Here is a 7,650-nt window from a genome sequence, read left to right on the forward strand (position 1 = left end):
CATCCTCCATTATGGAAGGAGAGATGGATTTTCATGCCTGGGTGGGGAGTAAAATTTACTCATGGATGTTTTTTGTGCAGAAGCAGTGAAGGCAGGACAGTGGACGAATCGTTGCGATCTCCAATGTTTTCCGCCGTTTTTCTCATTTTTCCGCCGCTCATCCTATTCCTTCTTCCCTAGGAACATGGTAAACTAAAAAAGGAATCCAATCGATTCAAGCGCTTTCAAACTGGCTATGACTAGAAAGGCAGCGAGAGAGGATGGACGAGTTTCACCGCGATACGTGGGTGGAAATTGATTTGGACGCCATTTACGACAACGTCGCGAATTTGCGCCGCTTTTTGCCGGAGGGTACGCAAATTATGGCCGTTGTCAAGGCGAACGCCTACGGGCACGGCGATGCCCAAGTGGCGGCAACGGCGCTCGAAGCGGGCGCTTCCCGCTTGGCCGTCGCCTTTTTGGACGAGGCGCTTGCCTTACGAAAAAAAGGCATCGATGCCCCGATTTTAGTGCTTGGGGCGTCTCGTCCCGAGGATGTGGCGTTGGCCGCCGAACACCGCATCGCCTTAACCGTGTTTCGCTCTGATTGGCTCGAGAAGGCGTCATCGCTGTATAACGGTTCGACCCCGATTCATTTCCATTTAAAGATGGACACGGGAATGGGACGGCTTGGGGTTAAAGACGAAGAGGAGACAAAGCGAATAGCGGCCTTGATCGATCGCCATCCGCCCTTTGTGCTTGAAGGGGTGTATACGCATTTTGCGACCGCTGATGAAGTGAATACGGATTACTTTTCTTATCAATACGCCCGCTTTTTGCATATGCTTGACTGGCTGCCGTCGCGGCCGCCGCTCGTTCATTGCGCCAACAGCGCGGCGGCCCTTCGTTTTTCCGATCGAGCGTTCAACATGGTTCGCTTTGGCATTTCGATGTACGGGCTCGCCCCATCGCCGGACATCAAGCCGCTCCTCCCATACGAATTGAAAGAGGCGTTTTCGCTCCATAGCCGCCTTGTACACGTCAAAAAACTGCAACCAGGCGAAAAGGTGAGCTACGGTGCGACGTACACCGCGCAGACGGAAGAGTGGATCGGCACGATTCCAATCGGTTATGCGGACGGCTGGCTGCGCCGCCTGCAGCACTTTCATGTGCTTGTTGGCGGGCAGCGGGCGCCGATCGTCGGCCGTATCTGCATGGATCAATGCATGATCCGCCTGCCGGAGCCGCTGCCTGTCGGGACGAAGGTGACATTAATTGGCCGCCAAGGGGACGAAGTCATTTCCATCGATGATGTCGCCCGCCATTTGGGCACAATCAATTATGAAGTGCCGTGCACGATCGGCTACCGGGTGCCCCGTATTTTTTTCCGAAATAAGCGTATAATGGAAGTGAGAAACGCCGTTGGTCGCGGATGAAGCGATGCATAATCTGCTTCGGAAGACAAAGGATAGAAAATGGAGAAATGACTTTGCAGCGCCGTTGTTTAATGGTATCATGAAGTGGAAGCAATCAATGGCTGCAGTTCGTGGAGGTGTATATTTGTGTCGGAATCTGGCGCAACAGCGGAAATCGTCGTTCGTTTGCCGCAGTCGCTGCTGACAGAACTGGACGTGCTCGTAAAGCAGGAAAACGGCAACCGCAATGAACTCATTTATCAAGCGACGAAAATGTACATTCGCGAGCGGAAGAAACGGCAAATTCGTGAGGCGATGAGACGAGGCTACATGGAAATGGCGAAAATCAATTTATCTATCGCTTCTGAAGCGTTTCATGCTGAATACGAGGCCGACCACACCGTTGAACGCTTAGTTAGCGGGGGGTAATGCTTTGATTGTCAAACGTGGCGACGTGTATTTTGCGGACCTTTCCCCGGTTGTTGGCTCGGAGCAGGGCGGCGTGCGCCCCGTGTTGGTGATCCAAAACGATATCGGCAATCGTTTTAGCCCGACGGTGATTGTCGCGGCGATTACGGCGCAAATCCAAAAAGCGAAGCTGCCGACGCATGTCGAGATTGACGCGAAACGCTACGGGTTTGAACGCGATTCGGTCATTTTGCTTGAGCAAATTCGCACGATCGACAAGCAACGGCTGACCGATAAAATCACTCATTTGGACGATGAAATGATGGATAAAGTCGATGAGGCGCTGCAAATTAGCTTAGGGCTGATCGACTTTTGATAGAGCGAAAAACCTTTGCTTTTGGCATAACAGCGAACAGGAGAAACGGCGTTTTCGGTTGCCAACGGGCGGCCGAGCGGATGGGGAAAGCGGCGTTGACGTGCGGCATCGGTCTTGATTATCGAGTGTTCACGTTGGTGAGACGGGCAGATCGGCCTTTCCGGAACGGTCTGTCCTTCCATTTTCATCTATGTATACTGTTTCACAAAGCAGCTGCGTACAGGTAGCGCTTTTTTTATTATCCTAAACCGATTCATCCCCCACTTCCACCTCGAAGCGTTAGCGTAGGTGGGAGAGCGTTCAAGTCCCATATCATTAAGGAGGGAATCGCTTGGCTAACGAACAGCGGCTCATTGAAGTCATTGCCGCCGAGCAGCAGCTGGCAGCAAAGCAAGTCGAAAACGTCATTGCGCTCCATCGAGAAGGAAACACGATCCCGTTTATCGCCCGCTACCGGAAAGAAATGACTGGGGCGCTCGATGAAGTGCAAATTCGTGAAGTGCTTGAGAGATGGGAGTATTTGCAGCATTTAGAGCAACGGAAAGAGGAAGTGATTCGCCTCATTGATGAGCAAGGGAAGTTGACGGGAGAGTTAAAGCGCGACATTCTTGAGGCCACGAAGTTGCAACAAGTCGAAGATTTATACCGCCCATATCGGCAAAAGCGGCGCACGAAAGCAACAATCGCAAAAGAGAGAGGGCTTGAACCCCTTGCCGAATGGCTCCTTTCGTGTCCACCGGCCCCAACTCCGGAACAACAGGCCGAAATGTTCGTCAACGAAGATAAAGGAGTCGCAACCGTTGAAGAGGCGCTTCAAGGTGCGAAAGATATCATCGCCGAAAAAGTGGCAGATGACGCTGCTCTTCGTCAATGGGTGCGCGACGAGACGCGGCGGAAAGGAACGATTGCTTCGGTTGCCAAAGCGCCGGAAAAGGACGAAAAGAGTGTGTACGAAATGTACTACGACTACGAGGAACCCCTCGCTAAAATCGTTCCGCACCGCGTGTTGGCGTTAAACCGCGGTGAAAAGGAAGAGGTGCTGCGCGTCTCGATCAAGGCGCCTGTTGAGGACATCATTCGCTATTTGCGGCGAAAAACAGTCGCTGATGAATCGTCCCCGGCCGCTCCCATCGTGGCAGAAGCGATGGAGGACGGATACAAGCGGCTGATGGAGCCTGCCATTGAACGCGACATCCGCAACGAGTTGACGGAGAAAGCGGAGGAGCGGGCCATCCATATTTTCGCTGAAAACTTGCGCAAACTGCTTCTCCAGCCGCCGCTCAAAGGAAAAACGGTGCTCGGCATCGACCCAGCCTATCGGACTGGGTGCAAGCTCGCCGTTGTCGACGAAACGGGGAAACTGCTTCGCATTGATGTGATCTATCCGCATCCGCCGCAAGAGCGAAAAGAAGAGGCGCGCGCGAAACTTCTTCGCCTGCTTGATGACTATCACGTTGATATGATCGCGATTGGCAACGGAACAGCATCTCGGGAAACCGAACAGTTTGTCGCCGACACGCTGAAGCATGTGCAACGCGATATCTTTTATTTGATTGTCAATGAAGCAGGAGCGAGCGTCTACTCTGCTTCCGACCTTGCACGCGCTGAGTTTCCCGACCTGCAAGTCGAAGAGCGGAGCGCCGTCTCGATCGCCCGCCGCGTCCAAGACCCGCTCGCCGAGCTTGTCAAAATCGATCCAAAATCGGTCGGCGTCGGCCAATACCAGCACGATGTGTCGCAAAAAAAGCTTGCCGAGTCGCTTCGTTTCGTCGTCGAGACGGTCGTCAATCAAGTCGGTGTCAACGTCAACACTGCCTCCGTCTCCCTGCTTCAGTACGTGTCCGGGCTCACGAAAACCGTTGCAGAAAACATCGTCAAGCGTCGCGAAGAGCAAGGGAAATTCCGCAACCGCGAAGAGCTGAAAACGATTCCTCGGCTCGGAGCGAAAACGTACGAGCAGTGCATCGGTTTTTTGCGCATCGTTGATGGCGACGAACCGCTTGACCGCACGCCGATTCACCCCGAGCGGTACGCGGAAGTGAAGCAACTGTTGCGTAAGTTAGGATTTACGACCGCCGCCATTGGCAGTGATGAACTGCGCCAGGCGCTGCAAGCCATCGAAGTCGAGATGGTGGCTGCCGAGCTCGGCATCGGAGAACTGACGTTGCGCGACATCATTGACGCGTTGTGCCGCCCAGAGCGCGATCCGCGCGACGAGCTGCCCAAGCCGCTATTACGCAAAGATGTGTTGAAGATGGAAGATTTGAAGCCAGGCATGGAGCTGGAAGGAACCGTGCGCAACGTCGTTGACTTCGGCGCCTTTGTCGACATTGGGGTCAAACAGGACGGGCTCGTGCACATTTCCAAACTAAGCAAACAATACGTGCGCCATCCACTCGATGTCGTTTCGGTCGGCGACGTCGTCAAAGTATGGGTCGAGCATGTCGATGTGGCGAAGGGAAGAATATCGCTGTCGATGGTGCCGCCGAAAGAGTGAAATGGAGAAAGCACTGCCTTAGGAGCAGTGTTTTCTCCGATAAAAAAACCAGCATTGGTTCAACAGTTTAATTTGCTCACGGTTTTTCTCATAGTAGGCTCGTCTCATCTGATTTTTCAGCCATGTAGGCAAAATCAGTCACCTCCCTGACAGTGGAAAGGTAATATATATGTATGTAATGGTGAATTGTCCTGTGCCAAAAGATGAAGGAGAGACCCGCCATGGACCAAAAGCAGCTGCAAGCCCTTGTCGAACAAATTTCCATTCGCGTGTTCGGCAAGCCGTTTCGCCATACCGCTTTCTTCAACCCTCGTTTGCGCACCACCGGCGGGCGCTACATGTTGCAAACGCACAACATTGAGCTCAATAAAAAACATTACGAGCAGTTCGGCGAGGAAGAATTGATCGCCATCATCAAACACGAGCTTTGCCATTACCACTTGCACCTTGAGGGAAAAGGCTACCGCCACCGCGACCGCGACTTCCGCGAACTGCTGCAAAAAGTGGGGGCGCCTCGCTATTGTCGTCCGCTTGCTCGAAATACAAAAGCGCCGAAAACGATCTACACATACATTTGCACGTCATGCGGCCTCACCTACCGCCGCAAAAGACGGATCAACATAGACCGTTATGTTTGCGGCCGCTGCCGAAGCAAGCTCAAACGATCCTAGGCTTCCATGACAGAAAAATTTGGTTGCCATCGGAAGGATGAAAATATCTCTATGTCGAATATTACAGTTTTACACATTTTGAAGCTCAGGTATTTTCAGAGTAGATGCAATTTGAAACTTTAACATTTGCAGCTTTTCCATAGCCTCGGCATTTGATCGACTGTCGGGCGACTGAACAACGCCGCTTTCAGACCCATGCATGGGTCTGTGAAGCGGGTGGTTGTTCGGTCTTCCGTCACGCCTTGGTGTTCGTCAGTCGAGAAAATAGACAAGCTGCCTTTTCGTCAAGAATTGTTAAACTATAATGTCCAGTCAACGCCAATAATCAAACAAAACATTTTGCGAAAAAAGGTTGACAATCAGGATGATCGTGTGCTAAATTATAAAAGCCGTCGCTAAACGGCGGAAAACAGCAGAGGAAGTTGCGGGAAAACGTATTGACAAACGACAAGTTGCTCAATATAATAAACAATGTCGATTGTCAAACATCATTCCGCAATAGCTCAGCGACGAGCCTCACATCTTCGAATTGGCTGCGAGTTGCCTCGACGCATCTCGCTTTCTTGAATTAGCTGGCAGAGGAAGAGGCAATGAGCACATCGTAAAGATATGCATGACATATAATTTTTTCATCATTCCGCAATAGCTCAGCGGTAGAGCAACCGGCTGTTAACCGGTAGGTCGTAGGTTCGAATCCTACTTGCGGAGCCATTTCTTTGGAGAAGTACCCAAGTGGCTGAAGGGGACGGTTTGCTAAACCGTTAGGTCGTGGCTTTACGGCGCGCGGGTTCAAATCCCGCCTTCTCCGCCACTCCAATACGTATATGCGTGGCCCGTTGGTCAAGTGGTTAAGACACCGCCCTTTCACGGCGGTAACACGGGTTCGAATCCCGTACGGGTCACTGAATAGCGCGGGGTGATCCCCGCGATTTGTGGTCCCGTAGTGTAGTGGTTAACATGCCTGCCTGTCACGCAGGAGATCGCGGGTTCGAGTCCCGTCGGGACCGCCATTGCACTAAATCGCTGGGCCATAGCCAAGCGGTAAGGCAACGGACTTTGACTCCGTGATGCGCTGGTTCGAATCCAGCTGGCCCAGCCATTTTTATGTGTTAAATACATGAGCCATTAGCTCAGTAACGAGCGCTGCATCTTCGAGTTTGCTTCGAGTTGCCTCGACGCACCGGGCTTCCTTGAAACAGCTGGTAGAGGAAGAGGCAGGTAGAGTTCATCAGTACTTAGAGTGTTATGATCACCATGAGCCATTAGCTCAGTAGGTAGAGCAACGAGCAAAGCATCTTCGGATTTGCTTCGAGTTGTCCCGACGCATCCGACATCTTCGAATATGCTAGCAGAGGAAGGGACAACGTTCACTGTGAGTGTATACCCAACCATGAGCCATTAGCTCAGTAGGTAGAGCATCTGACTTTTAATCAGAGGGTCGGAGGTTCGAGTCCTCCATGGCTCACCATATTAGCGGGTGTGGCGGAATTGGCAGACGCACCAGACTTAGGATCTGGCGCCTCACGGCGTGGGGGTTCAAGTCCCTCCACCCGCACTGATTAGTCAATATGCGGTCGTGGCGGAATGGCAGACGCGCTAGGTTGAGGGCCTAGTGGGGGCGACCCCGTGGAGGTTCAAGTCCTCTCGACCGCATTTTTAGATAAACTATTGACAGCAACACAGCGAGTTGCTAAAATATAATCCGTCTCTTTGGTGCAATAATCTATTGCGCTCGTAGCTCAATTGGATAGAGCATCTGACTACGGATCAGAAGGTTAGGGGTTCGAATCCTCTCGAGCGCGCCATCATCGGGAAGTAGCTCAGCTTGGTAGAGCACATGGTTTGGGACCATGGGGTCGCAGGTTCAAATCCTGTCTTCCCGATTTTGTTAAACTAAATATTATGCGGGTGTAGTTTAGTGGTAAAACCTCAGCCACGAGCCTTCACTTCGCCGAATACGCTTCGAGTTGCCCCGACGCATCCAGCTTCTTTGAATCGGCTGGCAGAGGAAGGGGCATGAAAGATTGTGATGGGTGTTTCATCAAAAATTATGCGGGTGTAGTTTAGTGGTAAAACCTCAGCCTTCCAAGCTGATGTCGTGGGTTCGATTCCCATCACCCGCTCCATGAAGAGTCCATAGGATTATTTCGTTCCTTGAAAACTGAACGAAACGAAGCGCGACGAAAAGCGGAGGTCGTTTAGCGCCTTTGGTGCTGCGGCTGAAGCAAAAAGCCAATCAACTTTCTTTTGGAGAGTTTGATCCTGGCTCAGGACGAACGCTGGCGGCGTGCCTAATACATGCAA

At 52.0% G+C, this 7,650-nt stretch carries 6 protein-coding genes, 11 tRNA genes and 1 rRNA gene; 17 read left to right on the top strand and 1 reads right to left on the bottom strand.

All coding sequences use genetic code 11. The features are described from left to right. Positions 1-260 precede the first annotated feature (260 nt). The 4 genes from alr (at position 261) to ABS784_RS16525 (ending at position 4,675) form a co-directional block, all read left to right on the top strand. On the top strand, positions 261-1,415 hold the full coding sequence (gene alr / locus ABS784_RS16510) for an alanine racemase (RefSeq protein ID WP_011229741.1): 1,155 nt from the start codon (positions 261-263) through the stop codon (positions 1,413-1,415). A gap of 126 nt (positions 1,416-1,541) precedes the next feature. Further along, on the top strand, positions 1,542-1,823 hold the full coding sequence (locus ABS784_RS16515) for a CopG family ribbon-helix-helix protein (protein WP_011229742.1): 282 nt from the start codon (positions 1,542-1,544) through the stop codon (positions 1,821-1,823). A 4-nt stretch (positions 1,824-1,827) separates the two neighbouring features. After that, complete coding sequence (ndoA, locus tag ABS784_RS16520) at positions 1,828-2,178, top strand: type II toxin-antitoxin system endoribonuclease NdoA (protein WP_003253417.1); 351 nt, start codon at positions 1,828-1,830, stop codon at positions 2,176-2,178. A 331-nt stretch (positions 2,179-2,509) separates the two neighbouring features. Continuing rightward, on the top strand, positions 2,510-4,675 hold the full coding sequence (locus tag ABS784_RS16525; protein ID WP_069303970.1) for a Tex family protein: 2,166 nt from the start codon (positions 2,510-2,512) through the stop codon (positions 4,673-4,675). 18 nt (positions 4,676-4,693) lie between these two features. Here the strand turns inward: ABS784_RS16525 and cmpA are convergent, their stop codons facing one another. Then, positions 4,694-4,807: a cortex morphogenetic protein CmpA gene (cmpA, locus tag ABS784_RS16530; protein WP_013144046.1), complete on the bottom strand. Its 114-nt coding sequence runs from the start codon at positions 4,805-4,807 to the stop codon at positions 4,694-4,696. Positions 4,808-4,896: 89 nt separating this feature from the next. On the opposite strand from cmpA, the gene ABS784_RS16535 reads away from it, so the two are divergent. The 13 genes from ABS784_RS16535 to ABS784_RS16595 form a co-directional block, all read left to right on the top strand. Beyond that, positions 4,897-5,346, top strand: a complete 450-nt coding sequence (locus ABS784_RS16535; protein WP_013144047.1) for a SprT family protein — start codon at positions 4,897-4,899, stop codon at positions 5,344-5,346. Positions 5,347-5,982: 636 nt separating this feature from the next. Next, positions 5,983-6,057: transfer RNA gene (locus ABS784_RS16540), tRNA-Asn, on the top strand. Positions 6,058-6,064: 7 nt separating this feature from the next. Beyond that, a tRNA-Ser gene (locus tag ABS784_RS16545) sits at positions 6,065-6,157 on the top strand. A gap of 19 nt (positions 6,158-6,176) precedes the next feature. After that, a tRNA-Glu gene (locus ABS784_RS16550) sits at positions 6,177-6,248 on the top strand. A 32-nt stretch (positions 6,249-6,280) separates the two neighbouring features. Next, positions 6,281-6,356: transfer RNA gene (locus ABS784_RS16555), tRNA-Asp, on the top strand. A 14-nt stretch (positions 6,357-6,370) separates the two neighbouring features. Next, a tRNA-Gln gene (locus tag ABS784_RS16560) sits at positions 6,371-6,445 on the top strand. Positions 6,446-6,738: 293 nt separating this feature from the next. Further along, a tRNA-Lys gene (locus ABS784_RS16565) sits at positions 6,739-6,814 on the top strand. A 5-nt stretch (positions 6,815-6,819) separates the two neighbouring features. Continuing rightward, positions 6,820-6,901 (top strand) — tRNA-Leu (locus tag ABS784_RS16570). A gap of 15 nt (positions 6,902-6,916) precedes the next feature. Further along, a tRNA-Leu gene (locus tag ABS784_RS16575) sits at positions 6,917-6,999 on the top strand. Between the two features lie 75 nt (positions 7,000-7,074). Beyond that, a tRNA-Arg gene (locus ABS784_RS16580) sits at positions 7,075-7,151 on the top strand. A 4-nt stretch (positions 7,152-7,155) separates the two neighbouring features. Next, positions 7,156-7,229, top strand: a tRNA-Pro gene (locus tag ABS784_RS16585). 169 nt (positions 7,230-7,398) lie between these two features. Next, positions 7,399-7,472: transfer RNA gene (locus ABS784_RS16590), tRNA-Gly, on the top strand. Between the two features lie 118 nt (positions 7,473-7,590). After that, positions 7,591-7,650: ribosomal RNA gene (locus ABS784_RS16595) — 16S ribosomal RNA — on the top strand; the annotation flags it as partial.

It is taken from the genome of Geobacillus sp. G4, assembly GCF_040327975.1.
In the GTDB taxonomy this organism is placed as follows: domain Bacteria; phylum Bacillota; class Bacilli; order Bacillales; family Anoxybacillaceae; genus Geobacillus; species Geobacillus thermoleovorans.

Excerpts from the sequence above, each read along its gene's own strand:
- ABS784_RS16535 (WP_013144047.1), top strand. The coding sequence starts at position 4,897 with ATGGACCAAAAGCAGCTGCAAGCCCTTGTCGAACAAATTTCCATTCGC.
- alr (WP_011229741.1), top strand. The coding sequence starts at position 261 with ATGGACGAGTTTCACCGCGATACGTGGGTGGAAATTGATTTGGACGCC.